The organism is Enterobacter cloacae complex sp. ECL414, assembly GCF_021869685.1.
Taxonomy (GTDB): Bacteria; Pseudomonadota; Gammaproteobacteria; order Enterobacterales; family Enterobacteriaceae; genus Enterobacter; species Enterobacter kobei.
The window spans coordinates 81,935-101,988 of record NZ_CP091481.1 but is presented as its reverse complement, the minus strand read 5'-3'; the positions used below and the strand labels follow the sequence as shown (position 1 = coordinate 101,988).

General features: G+C 52.9%; 21 protein-coding genes. 14 read left to right on the top strand and 7 right to left on the bottom strand.

Features of this window, described 5'->3' with window-relative positions; genetic code table 11:
• The first annotated feature begins 6 nt into the window (after nucleotides 1–6).
• The 5 genes from L3068_RS00495 (at nucleotide 7) to coaD (ending at nucleotide 5,314) form a co-directional block, all read left to right on the top strand.
• Complete coding sequence (locus L3068_RS00495; protein WP_047343721.1) at nucleotides 7–978, top strand: glycosyltransferase family protein; 972 nt, start codon at nucleotides 7–9, stop codon at nucleotides 976–978.
• An 18-nt stretch (nucleotides 979–996) separates the two neighbouring features.
• Complete coding sequence (locus L3068_RS00490; protein WP_050863120.1) at nucleotides 997–2,631, top strand: sulfatase-like hydrolase/transferase; 1,635 nt, start codon at nucleotides 997–999, stop codon at nucleotides 2,629–2,631.
• Nucleotides 2,632–2,786: 155 nt separating this feature from the next.
• A complete protein-coding gene (gene waaA, locus L3068_RS00485) occupies nucleotides 2,787–4,061 on the top strand; it encodes a lipid IV(A) 3-deoxy-D-manno-octulosonic acid transferase (protein ID WP_014881988.1) in 1,275 nt (424 codons plus the stop codon).
• The gene (locus L3068_RS00480) at nucleotides 4,061–4,831 is read left to right on the top strand and encodes a glycosyltransferase family 2 protein (RefSeq protein WP_059372041.1); all 771 of its coding nucleotides are present in this window, start codon (nucleotides 4,061–4,063) and stop codon (nucleotides 4,829–4,831) included. The genes waaA and L3068_RS00480 overlap by 1 nt, the downstream gene beginning before the upstream one ends.
• A gap of 3 nt (nucleotides 4,832–4,834) precedes the next feature.
• Nucleotides 4,835–5,314 (top strand): pantetheine-phosphate adenylyltransferase, encoded by a 480-nt coding sequence (gene coaD / locus L3068_RS00475; RefSeq protein ID WP_014881986.1) that lies wholly within the window; start codon nucleotides 4,835–4,837, stop codon nucleotides 5,312–5,314.
• Between the two features lie 2 nt (nucleotides 5,315–5,316).
• Here the strand turns inward: coaD and mutM are convergent, their stop codons facing one another.
• From mutM to radC, 4 genes are all read right to left on the bottom strand, one after another.
• Complete coding sequence (gene mutM, locus L3068_RS00470) at nucleotides 5,317–6,126, bottom strand: bifunctional DNA-formamidopyrimidine glycosylase/DNA-(apurinic or apyrimidinic site) lyase (RefSeq protein WP_117581999.1); 810 nt, start codon at nucleotides 6,124–6,126, stop codon at nucleotides 5,317–5,319.
• Between the two features lie 72 nt (nucleotides 6,127–6,198).
• Nucleotides 6,199–6,366 (bottom strand): 50S ribosomal protein L33, encoded by a 168-nt coding sequence (gene rpmG / locus L3068_RS00465; protein ID WP_003024094.1) that lies wholly within the window; start codon nucleotides 6,364–6,366, stop codon nucleotides 6,199–6,201.
• Between the two features lie 22 nt (nucleotides 6,367–6,388).
• Nucleotides 6,389–6,625 (bottom strand): 50S ribosomal protein L28, encoded by a 237-nt coding sequence (gene rpmB, locus L3068_RS00460; RefSeq protein WP_002436699.1) that lies wholly within the window; start codon nucleotides 6,623–6,625, stop codon nucleotides 6,389–6,391.
• A gap of 218 nt (nucleotides 6,626–6,843) precedes the next feature.
• A complete protein-coding gene (gene radC / locus L3068_RS00455; protein ID WP_059372042.1) occupies nucleotides 6,844–7,512 on the bottom strand; it encodes a RadC family protein in 669 nt (222 codons plus the stop codon).
• A 171-nt stretch (nucleotides 7,513–7,683) separates the two neighbouring features.
• On the opposite strand from radC, the gene coaBC reads away from it, so the two are divergent.
• The 3 genes from coaBC to slmA all read left to right on the top strand — a co-directional run bounded on the left by coaBC (nucleotide 7,684) and on the right by slmA (nucleotide 10,048).
• Nucleotides 7,684–8,895 carry a bifunctional phosphopantothenoylcysteine decarboxylase/phosphopantothenate--cysteine ligase CoaBC gene (gene coaBC / locus L3068_RS00450; protein WP_117582007.1) on the top strand — a complete coding sequence of 404 codons (1,212 nt, stop codon included), beginning with the start codon at nucleotides 7,684–7,686 and terminating at the stop codon, nucleotides 8,893–8,895.
• Nucleotides 8,873–9,331 (top strand): dUTP diphosphatase, encoded by a 459-nt coding sequence (gene dut / locus L3068_RS00445; protein WP_015570042.1) that lies wholly within the window; start codon nucleotides 8,873–8,875, stop codon nucleotides 9,329–9,331. Before coaBC ends, dut begins: the two co-directional genes overlap by 23 nt.
• A 120-nt stretch (nucleotides 9,332–9,451) precedes the next feature.
• The gene (gene slmA, locus L3068_RS00440; protein ID WP_014881982.1) at nucleotides 9,452–10,048 is read left to right on the top strand and encodes a nucleoid occlusion factor SlmA; all 597 of its coding nucleotides are present in this window, start codon (nucleotides 9,452–9,454) and stop codon (nucleotides 10,046–10,048) included.
• An 84-nt stretch (nucleotides 10,049–10,132) separates the two neighbouring features.
• Here slmA and pyrE read toward each other — a convergent pair whose 3' ends face one another.
• Both pyrE and rph read right to left on the bottom strand, forming a co-directional pair.
• Complete coding sequence (pyrE, locus tag L3068_RS00435) at nucleotides 10,133–10,774, bottom strand: orotate phosphoribosyltransferase (RefSeq protein ID WP_023331719.1); 642 nt, start codon at nucleotides 10,772–10,774, stop codon at nucleotides 10,133–10,135.
• 65 nt (nucleotides 10,775–10,839) lie between these two features.
• A complete protein-coding gene (rph, locus tag L3068_RS00430) occupies nucleotides 10,840–11,556 on the bottom strand; it encodes a ribonuclease PH (protein ID WP_023331718.1) in 717 nt (238 codons plus the stop codon).
• Nucleotides 11,557–11,681: 125 nt separating this feature from the next.
• Between rph and L3068_RS00425 the strand changes: the two genes are divergently transcribed.
• The 4 genes from L3068_RS00425 to L3068_RS00410 all read left to right on the top strand — a co-directional run bounded on the left by L3068_RS00425 (nucleotide 11,682) and on the right by L3068_RS00410 (nucleotide 17,168).
• Nucleotides 11,682–12,545 (top strand): YicC/YloC family endoribonuclease, encoded by an 864-nt coding sequence (locus tag L3068_RS00425; protein WP_008502687.1) that lies wholly within the window; start codon nucleotides 11,682–11,684, stop codon nucleotides 12,543–12,545.
• A gap of 138 nt (nucleotides 12,546–12,683) precedes the next feature.
• A complete protein-coding gene (locus tag L3068_RS00420; RefSeq protein WP_117582001.1) occupies nucleotides 12,684–14,618 on the top strand; it encodes an acyltransferase family protein in 1,935 nt (644 codons plus the stop codon).
• Nucleotides 14,619–14,784: 166 nt separating this feature from the next.
• Nucleotides 14,785–15,402: a trimeric intracellular cation channel family protein gene (locus tag L3068_RS00415; RefSeq protein WP_050863103.1), complete on the top strand. Its 618-nt coding sequence runs from the start codon at nucleotides 14,785–14,787 to the stop codon at nucleotides 15,400–15,402.
• 113 nt (nucleotides 15,403–15,515) lie between these two features.
• Entirely contained in the window at nucleotides 15,516–17,168 is a 1,653-nt protein-coding gene (locus L3068_RS00410) for a phosphoethanolamine transferase (RefSeq protein ID WP_047343848.1), read from the top strand.
• Here L3068_RS00410 and ligB read toward each other — a convergent pair.
• Entirely contained in the window at nucleotides 17,165–18,835 is a 1,671-nt protein-coding gene (gene ligB, locus L3068_RS00405; protein WP_117582003.1) for an NAD-dependent DNA ligase LigB, read from the bottom strand. The genes L3068_RS00410 and ligB overlap by 4 nt on opposite strands.
• 251 nt (nucleotides 18,836–19,086) lie before the next feature.
• Between ligB and gmk the strand changes: the two genes are divergently transcribed.
• The gene (gmk, locus tag L3068_RS00400) at nucleotides 19,087–19,710 is read left to right on the top strand and encodes a guanylate kinase (protein ID WP_014881977.1); all 624 of its coding nucleotides are present in this window, start codon (nucleotides 19,087–19,089) and stop codon (nucleotides 19,708–19,710) included.
• 54 nt (nucleotides 19,711–19,764) lie between these two features.
• Complete coding sequence (gene rpoZ, locus L3068_RS00395) at nucleotides 19,765–20,040, top strand: DNA-directed RNA polymerase subunit omega (protein WP_000135058.1); 276 nt, start codon at nucleotides 19,765–19,767, stop codon at nucleotides 20,038–20,040.
• Nucleotides 20,041–20,054: the final 14 nt, after the last annotated feature.

Genomic DNA, 20,054 nt, shown 5'->3' with positions numbered 1-20,054 from the left:
AAAATTATGAGCAAACTTAAATTACACGCGGTTTCCCGCGCGGATTTTATCGCTAAAAACTACGCAGATTTTCAGAACCTCCTGGATAAACGTGTCAATCCGGACGACATTCCGGAACGATTTTATTGTGGAGGTCGCGGTGGCTGGACGTTCCAAACCACACTGGCGTTGAACCATTATTATGGTGACGCTATCGAATGTTCGTTTGGCTCTGAATGCAGGCCAGATGCCATTAATCTGATGCATAACGACGATTTTGGTTCTCGTGTTAAACCCTGGCGTGGTTTCACCGTGGTCGCTCGTGCGGATCGTCCTCCCGTCATTGGGGCCGATGTTGTCGTAGACCAGAACCCGGAAGTGGACAACCATAGCAACCGTATCTTCGTCCCCTATTGGCCACAGCCGGGCGTAAAGCCTCGCGCGCGCGCCGACGAAACCATCAAAACCGTTGCGTTCTTCGGCCGCGTGGACAGTTTTCCGAACGAATATCGCGAAGGGGCCTTTAAGCAACGTCTTGCTGAACAAGGTATCGAACTCCGCATTTCATTCGATAACTGGACAAACTACCAGGATGTGGACGTGTGCATCAGCTTCCGTAAATCGCACGATCACAAACTGGCCCGCAAACCTGCCAGTAAACTCATTAACAACTGGCTGGGGAGGACCGTGATGGTTTGCGACGATGAGCCGTCTTACCGTGCGATCCGCGAAAGCGAGCTGGACTACCTGATCGCTAAAAACCCTGATGAAGCATTTGATGCCATCATGCGTCTGAAAAACTCTCCTGAACTGTATCGTCAGATGCGTGAACAGGGTGAAAAACGTCTACAGGTCTATTCCCGCGAAGCGGTCGCTGCCCGCTGGTACGCACTGTTTGAGGATATTTGGCGTAAAGGATTGCACAATCGCCCTACGGTGGTTCGCGCATTGCGCTTTGGTTTTGGTAAAGCCATTCGTCCGCTGACTAAAAAGTTCTGATCGGAATAGAGTTCTCTCATGTTTAAAACAACTTCACAATCTTCGTTCACCCCACGCAGTAATCTGTTGCGTACCCTGGGGCTGACGTTGGCATTCATGCTGCTGTTCTCGCTCTCAGAAATCATCATCCTACTGAAAGATCATGTCTACCAGCCGAAATCCAGTGATCTCTCGCTGTATCTGATTATTTCCCTGCTGGCCGCCGCCAGTGCGCGCTTCTTCCTGACTCGCCTGCTGCTGGCTGTCACGTTTATCGTGCAGATATCAGAAGCGGTGTACTACCAGTTCTATGGCCAGTTCTATGGCCCGAGCGAAGTGTGGCTGGCGTTCGTGGAAACGAAAGACATTGCCAGCGGTATCACTGATAGCTTAGGTTCATTGGGCATCTACTTCGCCATTATGATTGTGTCAGTCGTGTTTGGGCTGGTCTTTGCGCGTCGTCTGGCTCCGCTTTGGCATAAATGGATTGCCCTTCCTTGCCTCCTTGCCATCGTCGTGATGTTTGTCGGTCAGTTCTATAAAGCGGTCGACGGGCAGATGTACAAATTCAATCCGGACCTCCGACACTCCCTGCTGCGTAACGGCCTGTCCGCAATGAGCTTCAGTGCAATCCGCCTGATTCCGGAAGCTATTTCTGGCGAAAACCAGAATTTGGCCCATTACGATCCCTACCAGGTCAAACCTATAGCAGGAACGCACGCAGGTAAATATTCTATTATTCTGGCGATTGGTGAGAGCCTTAACCCACACCACGTTAGCGCCCTGGGCTACGAGCGAGATACCACGCCAGAGCTGAAAGCACTATTAAAGCAATATCAAGGGACGGGTCGTCTGATTGTCTCAAATGCGGTGTCCACACGTGTGGCCATTCCGATGCTGGTGAATAATCTGCGTGAACCGGATAACTACGGCGCCTACAAATCCAAATCCACCAATATCTTCGCCAATGCGAAAAAACAGGGTTATCAGACCGCCTTTATCTCAGCTCAAGGGCTGGAAGGGCTGAGCAACTGGATTGGTATCCATGATATTGATCTGTGGGAAGATACCCAGATCCGCCCGGCACCGGATGTCGGCGCGGACGTTGTTCTGACGCCATCCGTTGAGAAAGCAACGCTGGACTGGAACAAACCGTTCCTGATGGTGCTCAACAGCCGTGCTCCACATATCCCGTACGAGCGTAATATCCCGCAGGGCTTCGCGAAGTTCTCTACGCCGCGTCTGAGTGATGATGTGGCGCAGAAGAAAAATGAGTATGACGATGCGGTCCGCCTGTATGACAAAGAACTCGCGTCCGCGATTCGCACCGCGCTAGCAAAATCCAAACTGCCGGTGCTGGTGTTTATCACCTCCGATCACGGGGAACGCGTGGGCGATAACGGTCTGTTTGGCCACTCGGTTGTAGAAATGCCAATTGCTCAGGTACCGTTCCTCTACTTCAGCAACGATCCAGCTTACGCCATGAAGGAGATCAGCCCGCAGATGCCGCTCAACCATTATCAGGTGGCAACGCTCATCAACAAGATGCTGGGCTACGACGTCAGTAATCCAAATCAAAAAGATGACAGCTTCTTTATCACTGGCGGTGACATTCGCGGGCTTTCGGAGCGCGTAACCTACCATCTGAACGCCCTCCCCGAAGCGGAGCGCTAAACGGTGAGACAAGAAACGGGCAAGAAATTGCCCGTTTTTTTTAAGGCGAATGAACGTAACGCAGGCAAATGGATGCCTAAAAACACCAAAGAGATAGCTTTAGACGGCCCAAATGCTTAGAATTTGCCCGCCGAAACTAAAAAACGGATAATCGCTTGGAATTGTTGTATACCGCCCTGCTCTACATCATTCAGCCACTGGTGTGGCTGAGACTGTTGCTTCGTAGCCGTAAAGCGCCTGCGTACCGTAAACGCTGGGCTGAGCGCTATGGCTTTTGCCGCAATAAAGTCGCCCCGGACGGTATTCTGCTGCATTCCGTTTCTGTTGGTGAAACGCTGGCGGCGATCCCGCTGGTTCGCGCCCTGCGTCACCGCTACCCGTCGCTGCCCATCACCGTCACGACGATGACCCCGACCGGCTCAGAGCGCGCGTTATCCGCCTTTGGCAAAGACGTTCATCACGTCTACCTCCCTTACGATCTGCCCTGCGCCATGAATCGTTTCCTGAATACCGTTCGCCCGAAACTGGTGATCGTGATGGAAACTGAACTGTGGCCGAACATGATTTCCGCCCTGCATGCCCGTAAAATTCCACTGGTGATTGCCAACGCGCGCCTGTCAGAGCGGTCGGCGAAAGGCTACGGCAAGCTGGGTAAATTTATGCGCCGTCTCCTGAGCAAAATCACCCTGATTGCCGCGCAGAATGAAGAAGATGCCGCACGTTTTATCGCGCTGGGCCTGAAACGCAACCAGCTTGCGGTAACGGGCAGCCTGAAATTTGATATTTCTGTTACCCCTGAACTCGCCGCCCGCGCGATCACGCTGCGTCGCCAGTGGGCCCCGCGTCGTCAGGTCTGGATCGCAACCAGTACCCATGATGGCGAAGAAGAGATCATCCTGCAGGCGCACCGCAAGCTGCTGGAAAAATTCCCTGATTTACTGCTGATCCTCGTTCCCCGCCATCCGGAGCGTTTTAAAGATGCCCGTGAAATGGTGCAGAAAGGCGGCTTCAGCTTCACGTTGCGCAGCAGCGGTGAGATCCCTTCCGGCAGCACCCAGGTGGTGATTGGCGATACGATGGGCGAGCTGATGTTGCTGTACGGCATTGCCGACCTCGCCTTTGTCGGCGGCAGCCTGGTGGAACGCGGCGGTCATAATCCGCTCGAGCCAGCTGCGCACGCCATTCCGGTGCTGATGGGTCCGCACACGTTTAACTTTAAAGATATCTGCGCCAAATTGCAGCAGGCCGATGGTTTAATTACCGTGACCGACGCGGACTCCGTCGTCAAAGAGGTGTCGACCCTTCTGACGGACGAAGATTATCGTCTGTGGTACGGTCGCCATGCCGTCGAAGTGCTGCATCAGAACCAGGGCGCACTCACCCGTCTTCTGCAGCTTCTGCAACCTTATCTGCCTCAGCGGAGCCACTAATGTCAACGCGTCTGTCGGTCGTGATGATCGCCAAAAACGCCGCCGACCTGCTTCCGGACTGCCTGGCTTCGATCGCCTGGGCTGACGAAATCGTCGTCCTTGACTCCGGCAGCACGGACAACACGGTGGACGTTGCCCGCGCAGCGGGTGCAAAGGTCTTTATCAATACGGACTGGCAAGGCTATGGCATCCAGCGCCAGCGCGCGCAAAAGTATGCTACCGGTGATTACGTGTTGATGATCGACACCGACGAGCGTGTCACCCCGGAACTCCAGCAAGCCATTCAGACCGTGCTTGCCGCACCGCAGCCCGAAGCGGTCTACAGCATTGCCCGTCGTAACTATTTCTTGGGCCGTTTTATGCGCCACAGCGGCTGGTATCCAGACCGCGTAATGCGCCTCTATGAGCGCGAGCGCTATCAGTACAACGACAACCTGGTCCATGAGTCACTGGCCTGCGACAACGCCCGGCTGATCCCCCTGACGGGCGATTTGCTACACCTGACCTGCCGCGATTTCGCCAGCTTCCAGCGTAAACAGCTCAGCTATGCCACTGCGTGGGCGCAGGAACGCCACCAGCGCGGCAAGAAGGCCACGCTGACCGGCATCTTCACCCACACGCTGGGCGCGTTTCTGAAAACGTTGCTGCTGCGTGGCGGGGTGCTGGACGGTAAGCAGGGCTGGTTACTGGCGGTGGTGAATGCCCAGTATACTTTCAACAAATACACCGAGCTGTGGGCGCTCTGCCGCGGCTACTCAGAGAAAACGTGAGCCATGAGCACAAAAGCGATTTATCCGGGTACCTTCGATCCGATCACCAACGGTCATCTTGATATCATCACCCGTGCGGCGTGCATGTTCGACACGGTGATTCTGGCGATTGCCGCCAGTCCCAGCAAGAAACCCATGTTTGACCTCGACGAGCGTGTTGCGCTTGCCCGCGATGCGATTGCACACCTGCCGAATGTAGAGGTAGTGGGCTTCAGCGACCTGATGGCAAACTTCGCCCGTGCCCAGCAGGCAAACATCCTGATTCGCGGGTTACGCGCGGTGGCAGACTTCGAGTATGAGATGCAGCTGGCGCACATGAACCGCCACCTGATGCCGGAACTGGAAAGCGTATTCCTGATGCCGTCCAAAGAGTGGTCGTTTATCTCGTCCACGCTGGTAAAAGAGGTGGCTCGCCATCATGGGGACGTTACCCACTTCCTGCCGGTAAACGTCCACCAGGCGTTGCTAGAAAAGCTAAAGTAGCGCTATTTCTGACACTGACGGCAGTAGAACGTGGCGCGCTGTGCGTGCTTCGTGGCAATAACTGGCGTTCCGCAGACTCTGCATGGCTCGCCTTTACGGCCATACACCTGCAGCTCCTGAGCAAAATAGCCCGGCTTGCCGTCGCTTTGCAGGAAATCCTTCAGCGTGGTTCCGCCCTGCTCAATCGAGCGCAGCAATACCGCTTTAATCACTCTGACCAGCAGTTCGCACTCCTGAGCCGACAGTGAAGAGGCCAGCCGATCGGGATGGATCCCGGCGGCAAACAGCGATTCGCTGGCATAGATATTCCCCACGCCGACCACCAGCTTGTTATCCATCAGCCAGGGCTTAATCGGGCTCTTCTTCTTCGCGCACTTCGCTTTCAGGTATTCCGCATTAAACGCGTCTGAGAGCGGCTCCGGGCCCAGATGCGCCAGCACATTGTGCCCGTCCAGCTCTTTAGTCCACAGCCACGCGCCAAAGCGCCGTGGGTCGGTGTAACGCAGCACTTTGCCGTTGCTCATCACCAGATCGACGTGGTCGTGCTTTTCCGCGGGCAGTTCTTCAGTAAGGATGCGCAGGCTCCCGGACATCCCCAGATGGATGATTATCCAGCCGTCAGGCAGCTCCAGCAGCAGGTATTTCGCGCGGCGCTGCACGCTAAGCACGGGTTTATCGCTTAACGCGTGGATCTCATCGGACACCGGCCAGCGCAGACGTTCATTGCGAACGACAGCATGAAGAATCGTCGCGCCGACCAGATGGGGCTCAATGCCGCGGCGGCTGGTCTCTACCTCAGGTAATTCAGGCATGGTTCCTCCGTTGAGATGCAGAATGCAAAAAACCCCGCAGTTGCGGGGTTTTTCAATACAAGGAGGCTAAAATTATTTGATTTTAGCTTCTTTGTACAGTACGTGCTGGCGTACAACTGGATCGAATTTTTTCAGTTCCAGTTTTTCCGGCTTAGTACGTTTGTTCTTCGTGGTGGTGTAGAAGTGACCTGTACCAGCAGAAGAAACCAGCTTGATTTTCTCGCGAATACCTTTAGCCATGATTTATTTCCTCTTTAAGTACTTAGTACTTTTCGCCACGGGCACGCAGTTCAGACAGAACTGTATCGATGCCTTTCTTATCAATTACACGCATACCTTTAGCAGATACACGCAGGGTGACAAAACGCTTCTCGCTCTCAACCCAGAAACGGTGAGAGTGCAGGTTCGGCAGGAAACGGCGTTTAGTCGCGTTCAGTGCGTGGGAACGGTTGTTACCGGTCACCGGACGCTTGCCAGTAACTTGGCAGACTCGGGACATGTCTATTCTCCAAAAATCAAATTAGCTCGAGCTTCGTATGGGGTATCGGCGCCTCGTCAGGCTTTACAGCCCGGTCATCGCATAGTTCTAAGTGAACTCTCGATTGCCAGGCCCAAATGCCAAACCCGAGATTCTCAAAGGTGGCGTAGTATACGCTGACTCGGCGGTGTGCTCAAGTCCCGAACAGACAAAGATCCCGATGGATCGCCAGAAATAGCCTAAATCCAGCCATGTTCGGCAAAAGAAAGGTACTCTCCGCGGCCAATTATCAGATGATCCAGCACACGAATGTCCATGAATTGACAGCATTTGATAATGCGCTCGGTCATTTCTTTGTCAGCTCTGCTCGGTTCTGCACAGCCAGAGGGGTGATTATGCGCGAGGATCACGCCCGCTGCATTCACTTTTATCGCTTCGCGCACAATTTCACGCGGATGTACCTCAACATGGTTCAGGGTACCTGAAAAAAGATGGCTGTGTTTCAGTACCCGGTTCCTGTTGTCGAGAAAGATCACCATAAAGATCTCGCGTTCAACATCGGTTAACTGACTTTGCAGGAATTCACGCGTCATCGCTGGCGTCAGGATCGGCGCCTCCTTCTCCATGCGGACATTGTTAAAACGGCGGGCCAGCTCGGCAATCGCCCTCAGCTGAGCATATTTCGCCACGCCGATCCCGCCAATATGCTTAAACTGCACCAGGTCGGCGGTCAGCAAGCCATACAGTGAACCGAAATGAGCGATCAGCTCTTTTGCCAGCGTAAAGACCGTTTTCCCCGGGGTCCCGGTACGCAAAAAGAGCGCCAGCAGCTCATCGTCTGTTAATGGGGTGACGCCGTTGCGCAGCAATTTTTCGCGCGGCAGCAGCAGTTCATCCTCTTCTTCCATGCTCTTTCTCCCTTTTTACCCACATGCTGCCACAGGCCAGTCAGGCACTCGACGGCCTCGTATCGTTCTTGCGTAGCGCCTCGCAAAGTGAGCTAAGGACAAAATCACCCCGCTCAGGGGATTGTGATAAAATGCCCGCTCTCTGGTGAAACCCAACAGGAAAGAATCATGATGAGCCTGGCCGGTAAAAAAATCGTTCTTGGCGTAAGCGGCGGTATTGCTGCCTATAAAGCGCCGGAGCTGGTGCGTCGTCTGCGCGAGCGCGGGGCGGATGTGCGGGTCGCGATAACCGAAGGTGGCAAAGCCTTTATCACTCCCCTGAGCCTGCAGGCCGTTTCAGGGTACCCGGTATCTGACAGCCTGCTCGATCCGGCCGCCGAAGCCGCAATGGGCCATATTGAGCTTGGTAAATGGGCAGACCTCGTGATTCTTGCCCCTGCCACGGCTGATTTGATTGCCCGAGTGGCGGCCGGTATGGCGAACGATTTGGTTTCAACCATATGCCTCGCTACACCTGCCCCGGTCGCCGTTGTGCCTGCGATGAACCAGCAGATGTACCGTAACGCGGCCACCCAGCATAATCTGGAGATGCTGGCGTCACGTGGCCTGTTTATCTGGGGTCCGGACAGCGGCAGCCAGGCCTGCGGCGATGTGGGCCCGGGCCGCATGCTTGACCCACTGACGATTGTCGACATGGCCGCCGCCCATTTCTCGCCTGTCAACGATCTGCAACATCTCAACATCATGGTTACCGCGGGCCCTACGCGCGAGCCGCTGGACCCGGTGCGTTACATCACTAACCACAGTTCCGGCAAAATGGGTTTTGCCATTGCCGCCGCCGCAGCAAAACGCGGCGCCAACGTCACGCTGGTAAGCGGTCCGGTCTCGTTGCCTACGCCGCCTTTTGTGCAGCGCATTAACGTCACCACCGCCCTGGAGATGGAAGCCGCCGTGCAGGCTCATGCGCAACGCCAGCAGATTTTCATCGGTTGTGCGGCCGTGGCAGACTACCGCGCTGAGACCATCTCTGATGCGAAAATCAAAAAGCAAGGCGATGAATTAACGCTAAAAATGGTGAAAAACCCGGACATTGTTGCCGGCGTCGCCGCACTAAAAAACCATCGTCCTTACGTTGTTGGGTTTGCCGCAGAAACGAATAATGTGGAAGAATATGCCCGGCAAAAACGTACGCGCAAAAACCTCGATTTAATCTGCGCGAACGATGTATCGCTGGCCACGCAAGGATTTAACAGCGACAGCAACGCACTGCACCTTTTCTGGCAGGATGGAGATAAAATCTTACCGCTTGAGCGCAAGGAACTCCTGGGCCAACAATTACTGGACGAGATCGTTACCCGTTATGATGAAAAAAATCGACGTTAAGATTCTGGACCCGCGTGTTGGCGAGCAATTCCCGCTGCCAACCTATGCCACCTCCGGCTCTGCCGGACTTGACCTGCGCGCCTGTCTCGATGACGCCGTAGAACTGGCTCCGGGTGCCACCACCCTGATCCCGACGGGCCTGGCCATTCACATTGCTGACCCGTCTCTGGCGGCAGTCATCCTGCCACGCTCTGGCCTTGGCCATAAGCATGGCGTTGTGCTGGGCAACCTGGTTGGCCTGATCGACTCCGACTATCAGGGTCAACTGATGGTTTCCGTCTGGAACCGTGGTCAGGACAGCTTCACCATTGAACCGGGCGAGCGTATCGCGCAGATGGTCTTTGTGCCAGTGGTTCAGGCAGAATTTAACCTGGTGGCAGATTTTGACGCCACCGACCGTGGCGAAGGCGGCTTCGGCCATTCCGGGCGCAAATAAACGCCCAACAAACACGTATCTCACAGCGCCATAATGCAATAACAAACCGCAAACGTCCGTTTGCGGTCGCTGTGTGGATGCCAGCCTGGCAAGTGCTTATTTTCAGGGGTATTTTGTAACATGGCAGAAAAACAAACCGCGAAAAGGAATCGTCGCGAAGAAATACTTCAATCTCTGGCTCTGATGCTTGAATCCAGCGATGGCAGTCAACGCATCACCACCGCTAAACTGGCCGCCTCTGTAGGCGTGTCTGAGGCGGCGCTATACCGTCATTTCCCCAGCAAAACCAGGATGTTCGACAGCCTGATTGAGTTTATTGAAGACAGCCTGATCACACGCATCAACCTGATTCTGAAAGACGAAAAAGACACCACCGCGCGTCTGCGTCTGATTGTGCTGTTAATTCTGGGCTTTGGTGAACGTAACCCGGGCTTGACCCGTATCCTCACTGGCCACGCGCTGATGTTTGAGCAGGACAGGCTACAGGGCCGCATTAATCAGCTTTTCGAACGTATTGAAGCGCAGCTGCGCCAGGTACTACGCGAGAAGAAAATGCGTGAAGGCGAAGGATACACGATGGATGAGACATTGCTGGCAAGCCAGATCTTAGCGTTTTGTGAAGGTATGCTCTCACGCTTTGTCCGTAGCGAATTTAAATACCGTCCAACGGACGATTTTGACGCCCGCTGGCCGCTCGTCGCCGCTCAGTTGCAATAACTCCGGTGCCGGATGACGGCTTCGCCTTATCCGGCCTGCGAGTGATGTAGGCCCGGTAAGCGGTAGCGCCACCGGGCAATTCAGCTACACGCCAAACTCTTCGCGATATGCACGCACCGCAGCCAGATGGTCCGCCATCTCAGGCTTCTCTTCCAGATACGCAATCAGCTCTTTCAGGGTAATGATAGAGGTCACTTTGCAGCCGTAATCACGCTCAACTTCCTGGATAGCAGAGATATCGCCGCGCCCACGCTCCTGACGATCCAGAGAAATCAGTACGCCAGCCAGCGTCGCGCCGTGAGCCTGGATAATCTCCATCGATTCACGAATCGCAGTGCCTGCGGTGATCACATCGTCCACCAGCATCACGCGGCCCTGCAGTGCACTGCCGACCAGGTTACCGCCTTCACCGTGGGTTTTAGCCTCTTTACGGTTAAAGCAGTACGGCACGTCGCGATCGTGATGTTCCGCCAGCGCTACTGCGGTGGTGGTCGCAATCGGAATGCCTTTGTAGGCCGGGCCAAAAAGCAGGTCAAAATCAATTCCGGAATCCATCAGCGCTTCGGCATAGAAACGACCCAACAGCGCCAGATCGCGCCCGGTATTAAACAGCCCGGCGTTAAAGAAATAAGGGCTCTTACGACCGGATTTCAGCGTAAACTCGCCAAACTTAAGGACCTGTTTATTAATCGCAAACTCAATAAACTGGCGCTGATACGATTTCATGGATTCGCTCCTTTGGTTTCAGTCTTGCAGGCAAAAAAAAGGCGACTCATTGGTCGCCTTTAAAATCAATTTTCTAACGCCGCTTTCTGCGACGTGACAATAGATTCGATTCCCCCTCGGGCCAGAGCCAGCAGGGTAAGAAGTTCTTCATGGGTGAACGGCTCGCCTTCCGCCGTACCCTGTACCTCAATGATGCGACCATCTTCGGTCATCACTACGTTCATGTCGGTCTCGGCGGCGGAATCTTCGACGTATTCCAGATCGCACAGCGCTTCACCGTTAACGATACCCACGGAAACCGCCGCAACCATACCTTTCATTGGGTTGGTTTTCAGCTTACCGGCTGCAACCAGTTTGTTCAGGGCATCGGCCAGCGCCACACAGGCACCGGTAATGGACGCGGTACGCGTGCCGCCATCAGCCTGAATCACGTCGCAGTCGAGCGTAATCGTGAATTCACCGAGAGTTTTCAGGTCCACAGCGGCGCGTAGCGCCCGCGCGATCAGACGCTGAATTTCCATGGTACGGCCACCCTGCTTACCCTTCGCCGCTTCACGGGCGTTACGGGTGTGGGTCGCGCGCGGCAGCATGCCGTATTCTGCGGTGATCCAGCCCTGGCCCTGGCCTTTCAGGAAACGCGGAACACCTTCTTCGATGGACGCGGTGCACAGTACTTTGGTGTCACCAAACTCAACCAGCACGGAACCTTCAGCGTGTTTTGTATAGTTACGGGTCAGGGTGACGGGACGCACCTGATTGGCGCTACGACCTGATGGACGCATGATGGATTCTCCGGCTTGAAACGAATGTGGCTGCGCATTATACGGATAAAGGACGCTTATTCCTATCCTGAGAAGCCCCCGAAAGCTATAATCCCCCCATCTCTCCTTTAAAAACGGGAATGTCTATGATCCGCAGTATGACCGCCTACGCCCGGCGTGAAATCAAGGGTAGCTGGGGTAGCGCTACCTGGGAAATGCGCTCGGTAAACCAGCGCTATCTGGAAACATATTTCCGTATGCCGGAGCAGTTCCGCAGCCTCGAGCCCGTTGTACGCGAGCGCATCCGTACTCGTCTGACGCGCGGTAAAGTGGAATGTAACCTGCGTTTTGAGCCTGATGCCAGTGCGCAGGGCGAACTGATCCTGAATGAAAAACTGGCTAAACAGCTCGTGAATGCGGCGAACTGGGTCAAAATGCAAAGTGATGAAGGCGAAATCAACCCGGTTGATATTCTGCGCTGGCCTGGCGTCATGGCTGCCGGTGAGCAGGATCTGGATGCCATCGCCGCCGAAATCCTTGCCGCCCTCGACGGAACCCTGGATGACTTTATCGTTGCCCGCGAAACCGAAGGCCAGGCGCTGAAAGCGATGATTGAGCAGCGTCTTGAAGGCGTAAGCGCCGAAGTGGCAAAAGTCCGCACCCATATGCCGGAAGTGCTGCAATGGCAGCGCGAGCGTCTGGTAGCCAAACTGGAAGAAGCGGAAGTTCAGCTGGAAAACACCCGTCTGGAACAAGAGCTGGTGCTGATGGCGCAGCGTATTGACGTTGCCGAAGAGCTGGATCGTCTGGAAGCACACGTGAAAGAGACCTACAACATCCTGAAGAAGAAGGAAGCGGTAGGCCGCCGCCTCGACTTTATGATGCAGGAGTTCAACCGCGAGTCGAACACCCTGGCATCTAAGTCGATCAATGCTGAAGTAACCAACTCAGCGATCGAGCTGAAGGTGCTGATTGAGCAGATGCGCGAGCAGATCCAGAATATCGAGTAACCTCCCTCGATAATGTTTAAAAGGCCACTGGAAGCAGTGGCCTTTTTCGTTTGGCATTAGAACACAAGAAATTACTTATTGCTTTTGTTACACTCTCCGACGTTTTAATTAAAAGAAAAATATTGTTCGGAAAAGTGAATGGCAAACATCAACTTAACATTCGAGGAAAGCAAAAGCCTCGCCGCTGACCGCGAATTCCGCCAGGATATCAACCTGCTGCGTGGCGTTGCCATTCTTTCAGTAGTGCTTTACCACTTCGCACCAGCCCTTCTCCCGGGCGGGTTTGTTGGGGTAGATATCTTCTTTGTTATCTCTGGTTTTCTGATGACAAAAATTATATCTACAAGCCTGGAAAAGCATTCATTTAACCTTATAAAGTTTTATACTGCACGTGCTAAACGCATACTCCCTGCATTGCTTTTGATGTGTATTATCATGGCATTGGCGACTTTATTTTGGCTTCCAACAAACGAATATCGAAAACTCGGAAATTATATTGGCTATATCGTTATTTTTATTTCCAATATAAAGCTAAATAAGGAGTCTGGAGACTATTTTGCTACCGACTCGCATGAAAACTGGTTCCTTCACACTTGGTCACTCTCGGTTGAATGGCAGTTTTATCTGGTTTTACCCTTTATTATTATGGCGTTATACCCGCTCAGGAAATGGATCACTACCGGGTTATGCCTGCTGATACTTACGCTGGGTGCATTTTGGTATAGCATGAGTGCAACGGCGAATGACGCTACCCGGTTTTATTTGATGCCCTATCGCGCTTGGGAAATGCTCTGCGGTGGCCTCGTCTGGTATGGGGCAAATCGTTTAACCCTCCCCAGGGCTTTGCGCACGATAACGAGCCTGCTGGGATATATGCTCATCGCGGCTTCTGTTTTCTTTATTAGCGCTGAACGCGCCTGGCCAGGCGGGTTAACTCTGCTACCCATCATCGGTACCATGCTAGTTATCTATAGCAACGATAATTCACTGTTTAGCCTTGCTGACCGAAACCTTCGCTGGGTGGGTTTAAGTTCCTATTCTATCTATTTATGGCATTGGCCTGTTGCCGTGTACCTCATTTATGCAGGGCACCAGGACAACGGACTCTGGGTAGTCGGCGCTATTGCCTTATCATTTTTACTCGGATGGGTCTCATGGGTAATGATTGAGCAACCCGCCAAAAACTTTTTGAACCAGCTTAGCGTTGCAGCATTATGGATAATTCTGTTTAGCTGTATCGGGACAGCCTGGGGGTATAGCTATCTGGTAAAAAACGGCATGATTGTCAGCCACCCTGATGTGCAGGTAGAGCGGATTGCCACCGAAGCGAACAATAAAAACTATGCCGCCGATCCAAAAACGCACATGAGTTTTTACGGTACCGGTACACCTGCAGCCATCATTATTGGCGACAGCCACGCCGAAGCGGCGGCAACTGCCGTTGCTGCAGCGGCAGCAGATCGTGGTTCAGTTGTCGGCATAACCTATTCCGGTTGCCCTACGTTGGCAGATGCCACTCTGCTAGAGAGCAAACGTTGTGGCAAATTTAACCGCTCGCTGAGTGAAAAATTGAAAGCCTATCCTGCTAACGTCCCGGTAGTGATTATCAACCGTCTGACCCACTATGCTGAGAAAAGACTTGTGAAATTCATCACAGGCTCTCTGGACGATAAAGAATATTTACAGCAGTATGCGGCGTCCATCGTAAAGATGGCCTGTACGCTTAATCGCGAACATCCGGTGGTGCTGGTCAATCCTGTTCCAGAAATGAATGTGAATGTGCCCCGAACCCTCTCCCATCGCTTAATGACGTCTAAAAAAGCGCAGGATATCTCCATTCCTCTGGAAGAGTATCAGAATCGAAACCGCGCAATACTGATGGCGCAATCTCTGGCAGCAAAAACCTGTGGCGTTAAGGTTCTCGACCCCACGCCTTATCTGTGCAGTGCGGGGCGGTGCATGGGCAGTAAAAATCTTGAACCGCACTATTTCGACGATAACCACCTCAGCGAGACGGGTAATAAAGCGCTTGTGCCTATGTTTCGTCTGATCTTCACTCAACACACGCCCTAAACATGAGAAAAAATAATGTATTCATAAACACATTGACGCCATAAAGACGGCGCATGAACTGTTTTTGGATTAAAATAAGTAGGTCATTGTCGCTCACACAAAAAAAACTAAATAGTGACCCGCTGCACAAAACGCTACTCTGCCGCCCAACATGCTGGGGGAAGACATGCTGCTACATATTCTTTATCTCGTAGGGATCACAGCCGAAGCCATGACTGGAGCACTCGCTGCTGGTCGTCGACGTATGGATACGTTTGGGGTGATCATTATTGCTACTGCCACAGCACTGGGTGGTGGATCGGTACGTGATATCCTGTTGGGACACTATCCGCTTGGCTGGGTAAAAAACCCTGAATACATTGTTATTGTGGCGATTGCCGCTGTGTTGACCACCATCGTTGCGCCGGTTATGCCCCATCTTCGCCGTCTGTTTTTAGTCCTTGACGCTTTGGGTCTTGTGGTTTTCTCCATCATAGGGGCGCAAATCGCGCTGGATATGGGCGAAAGTCCGGTCATTGCCACTATCGCCGCAGTCGTAACAGGCGTGTTTGGTGGCGTATTGCGTGATATGTTCTGCAAGCGCATTCCGCTGGTTTTTCAGAAAGAGCTTTACGCCGGGATATCCTTCGCCTCTGCCGTTCTGTATATTGCTTTACAACACTATGTTTCGAGCCATGATGTTGTGATCATTGCTACGTTAATATTTGGCTTTACGGCTCGCTTGCTGGCGCTGCGCTTAAAACTGGGATTGCCCATTTTTCATTACACGCAGGACACACATTGAATTCTCAACAAAGCTACAACAAAGTAGTAAAAAGCACTTTTTGTTATCTCATTTTACCGGGGCAATTGCGATAAACTATCGCACCTTTCCCCCCATTAATTTGCGTTAAAACAATGTCCTTTGCCAAAACGTCAGCACTGATTATTCATAAAAAACTCAGCAGTCATTTTTTAATATTGCTGCTCGTTTCCGTGCTAATTCAATTATGGCCTGTATTTTTAACGCAACCTGCCCGATTCGCAGTGCGCATTGCGATTTGTAATGCGCTGTTACTGATTTGTGCCGCAGCGATCTATCGCTCGCTTTCCGGCAAGATGGTCGCATTTGCTTTAACCGCCCTGCTCACGTTAAATTTTGCGATTGCTTACAGTACATGGAGTGTCTACCAGAGCGAATTTAACACTGTATTTGCGATGAGTATGCTCGGCACTCACGTAGCCGAGGCAAAAAGCATGTCGGGTTTATACCTTCACTGTTTACCAGCCGCGGTTGCTTACTTTATTGTCACCTGGTACGCAATCCAATCCGCTGGCGAGCATGCTTCTTCCCGGGTAAAAACCGTCGGATTCGTTCTGCTTGCCGTTTATTTGGGATGGTACTCAACGGCAAGCTGGCTAAAAAAACGCCACGACCTTGAAGTTTATTATCCCCTAAGCTCCCGGATTTTAACCAATACACCGTTTTACATCGGCGCAGAGTTTATTATTGCTCATCGTGATAACGCGCTGGCACAGAAAATCAGTCAGCACAGTATCAATTATCCTGCGTTGCAGCATCATGAAACAGGCATCGAAAATTATGTTGTTATCGTAGGTGAATCCGCACGTCGCAGCAATATGCAGCTTTACGGTTTTAACCAGGAGACCACGCCAGTGGAATCCAGGCTGACTAAGAATGCCCTCATTTTTAGCAATGCTATTGCCCCCGCGTCAGCCACCGTTCTTTCCGTGCCGATGATATTAAGTAAAGCGGATCCGGACCACTTCACCGCCGATAAGCTTGCTGACAATATCGTTAGCCTTGCTAATCAAACGGGTTATCACACGGAATGGATTAGCGCCCAGGGTAATACAGGCAAGAGCAATAATTACATTGTGGCCATTGCCTCTGTCAGCCAAAAAGCCCAGTGGATTGACACGCGTTATGACTCCGAGCTTTTACCTGCCCTTGATGAGGCGCTTAAAACCCCCGGCAAGAAATTGATTTTTCTACATATAAACGGCAGTCACGAGATGGCCTGCGATCGGTACCCCGCATCCGCCAATATTCTGCACTCCGGCAACAAATATGAAGATTGCTACAATAACGCGATTTTGTTTACCGACTCTTTCATTGGCGAAGTGACTAAACGCCTGCAGGGTAGCACATCCTCTCTGCTCTATTTTTCAGACCATGGACTGGAAAAAAACCCGCAACTGAATTCTATCTATATGCATGGCTCACGTAATCCAAGCAAAGAAGCTTACCAGGTCCCCCAGTTTATCTGGTACAGCCAGCAAGCCCTGAATACTCAAAAAAGAGCGGTGGGTTGGATACATGAACCGTGGCCCACGGCAAGCAATTATGAATTGATGTTAACGTGGCTTGGAATCACAACGGGTGTTGATCAGTGCAGTTCGGTACTTGAAGCGTGCTACCAGGCTCCCACGCTTATCCCGGTGATTGATGGCGGCCGTCACATCTATGACTACGATCAGCTTCGCGAAACCTTCAGTTCGCCAGACAGGCATACCCCCTGGCGCAAAGCTAAAGCAAGCTCACTCTAAAATCCTGGCAGACCCTGTTTGCCGAGCCACGTCGCCAGGATGGCAACGCCAGGATCGTGAATGAATGCGACAATTTTCCGCGCCCTCTCTTCCCCCGTACCCGGCAAGGCCTGCCACGCCTTTGCGCTGCGTTCACGCATCTGTTGCCATGACATATCCCCCAACGCCTTCAGCGAGGCTTGTGGCAATGGCGCACCCAACGCCATCATCCAGTGGATAAAAGGTTGTTCACGTACCAGGTTGAAGCGATGCCAGATCGCCAGCCCCCGCGCTGGAGAAAACCCCGGCGTAGACTGGAGCTGCGCCTGCGTTAAGAGCAACCATGAGAAGAGATGTTCAAAACGATGCGCCTGCCAGAGTGTTCGCCAGCCTGACTCGCCTAATCCTTCAATGTTGAATACCTGCTTAGAACTGAGCCACGTCAACCGGGCGAAGAACTGTTCCATACACTCTGGCGAAGCATAAAAACAGCTCAGGGAGTGAAAACGCGAGGCCGGTGGTTCTGGTTTTTGTCTGTCCGTCCCTCGCCAGATAACCTTATCAAACCGTGGGATACCCAGCCCGGCAAGGCTCACCTGGATCTGATCGCCAGGGGCAATATCCAGCCTCTGCCAGCGTCCAACCGACCCCAGGCTCACCCGCTGTACCTGTTTATCATCCAGTTGCACCGGCTCCAGCGCCGCCACGACGGAAATTTTACCCGTACGCCCAACTGAAAAATGAATATCCCTGACCTCAGCAACCTGCGCAACTGGCGGATATTTCCACGCCATGACCCAGTTGCCTTCGCCAGGCAGCCAGCGCTCCCCTGAAGGCGACTCCGCGGACCGAACCACAATGCCATCCGTGGCAAAGGGTAATGCTGTGTTTTGCCAGGCCAAACGCTGCTTTTCAACTTCAACAACCGTTCGGGTGGGCAAGGTATAGGACGCCGTCATGGAAAACCCTGCTCCGGACAGCGCAGAAAGCATACTTTTCATCTCTTTCGGACCATCCGGCCAGGCCCAGATAAATATTCCTGTCTGGTTCAGAAGCGCACCGTCGTTCTGCCGCATCATCGCTCCCGCCACTTTTGCGCGTGCATTCATTCCGCCCATCTGCCGCTGAATGTGATTCTCGCGCATCCAGAAAAGCTCCCCCTGCAGGACGCTGTTTGCCAGCGCGCCGGATACCTCTTTAGGCACTGACGGAATCAAACGCACGCGAGCGGTCCAGTCCTCACCTTTTAACCCATTACCACGACTGATAGCCTGGGTGAGCTTTCCGTTGCGATACACCAGCGTCACCGCCACGCCGTCGACTTTTGGCTGCATCCAGAGATTTTTCTGGCCTCGCATCCACTGACCTAGCGCTTCTTTGCTGGCGGCCTTATGCACCCCCGTATGGGCAACAGGATGTTTTACGCTTCCCGTCAGCGCAGGTAAGGTGTTCTCTGAGAGATCATGGCCAAAACAGCGCTGCCACTGGGCTAAGCGTCCGTTGAGCTGGTCGTATACCTCGTCGTTGACCTCGCTGACGCCCTGCTTCCAGTAGGCTTCATCCCAGCGTTTGATCTGTGCGCTTAAGGATGCAATCTCTTTTCCGGCTTTAGCCTGTGACCACACCGGACACACCGCCGCCCCATAACCACACCACAACAGCATTAACCCGCTTATCCATCGCCACATCGCTACCCCTCCTTTGCAATGCCGGAGGTATAACCTGACGTGAGAAACATGGCTAATAACAACTTCTCATCATGCGAGACGCTATCCAGTATTCATTTTTATTGCAGCAAACCGCGGGTAAAACCTGAAAACGGTACGCAAAATTCAATAATCCAGGGGAAAAAGTGTGACAAAGGCTACGTCACACTGCGCCGACGTGTATAATAAGCCCGTATGTAGGACTTCTTCGCTAACACATACAAAAGACTCTCATGGCTCAAGGCACGCTTTATATTGTTTCTGCCCCTAGTGGCGCGGGTAAATCCAGCCTTATTCAGGCACTGTTAAAAACCCAACCGTTGTACGACACACAGGTATCTGTTTCTCACACCACGCGTCAGCCGCGTCCGGGTGAAGTGCACGGTGAACACTATTTCTTTGTGGATCACGACGAGTTCAGAGCGATGATCGCCAGGGATGCGTTTCTTGAACACGCTGAAGTGTTTGGTAACTACTACGGTACCTCGCGTGAAACCATTGAGCAGGTTCTGGCCACGGGCGTGAATGTCTTCCTGGATATCGACTGGCAGGGCGCACAGCAAATTCGTAAGAAAATGCCGGAGTCACGCAGTATCTTTATTTTACCGCCATCGAAAGATGAGCTGGATCGCCGTCTGCGTGGCCGCGGTCAGGACAGCGAAGACGTGATTGCAAAGCGTATGGCCCAGGCAGTTGCAGAAATGAGCCATTACGCGGAATATGATTACCTTATTGTGAATGATGATTTTGATGCCGCGCTGAGCGATCTCAAAACCATCCTTCGCGCAGAACGTCTGCGTATGAGCCGCCAGAAGCAGCGACATGACGCATTAATCACCAAACTGTTGGCAGACTGAACCCACTTTCAGTATCATGCCCAGTCATTTCTTCACCTGTGGAGCATTTTAAGTATGGCACGCGTAACTGTTCAGGACGCTGTAGAGAAAATTGGTAACCGTTTTGACCTGGTACTGGTCGCCGCGCGTCGCGCTCGTCAGATGCAGGTAGGCGGTAAAGATCCGCTGGTACCGGAAGAAAACGATAAAACCACCGTTATTGCACTTCGCGAAATCGAAGAAGGTCTGATCAACAACCAGATCCTCGACGTGCGTGAGCGCCAGGAGCAGCAAGAGCAGGAAGCCGCAGAACTGCAGGCCGTAACCGCCATTGCTGAAGGTCGTCGTTAATTAAACCTGCGGGT